This window comes from Microbacterium sp. GbtcB4 (assembly GCF_019091465.1).
In the GTDB taxonomy this organism is placed as follows: domain Bacteria; phylum Actinomycetota; class Actinomycetes; order Actinomycetales; family Microbacteriaceae; genus Microbacterium; species Microbacterium paraoxydans.
The window spans coordinates 1-268 of sequence record NZ_JAGXJJ010000159.1 but is presented as its reverse complement, the minus strand read 5'-3'; the positions used below and the strand labels follow the sequence as shown (position 1 = coordinate 268).

Here is a 268-nt window from a genome sequence, read left to right as displayed (position 1 = left end):
CCAGCCCAGGCAGCCCACTCGTCGACAATCCAGACGCCTTGCTCGACGTCACCGATCTGGTGTTTATCGATCCCGTCGGGACGGGGTTCAGCCACGCCGTCGGAAGCACGAAGGACGAGGCCTTTTTCAAGATCACGACCGATGCCTCGTCCATCGCGAAGTTCATTCGCGCCTGGCTGACCCGGCATGGTCGCTGGCAATCCCCCCGTTTTGTCGGCGGAGAATCCTACGGATCGATCAGGACCGCGATGATCGTCGACGACGATCC

The 268-nt window shown here is 61.6% G+C and carries 1 pseudogene; it reads left to right on the top strand.

The annotated features are described in order from the left end of the window. Nucleotides 1–38 precede the first annotated feature (38 nt). Nucleotides 39–268, top strand: a pseudogene (locus KVS71_RS17575) (peptidase S1); the annotation flags it as partial.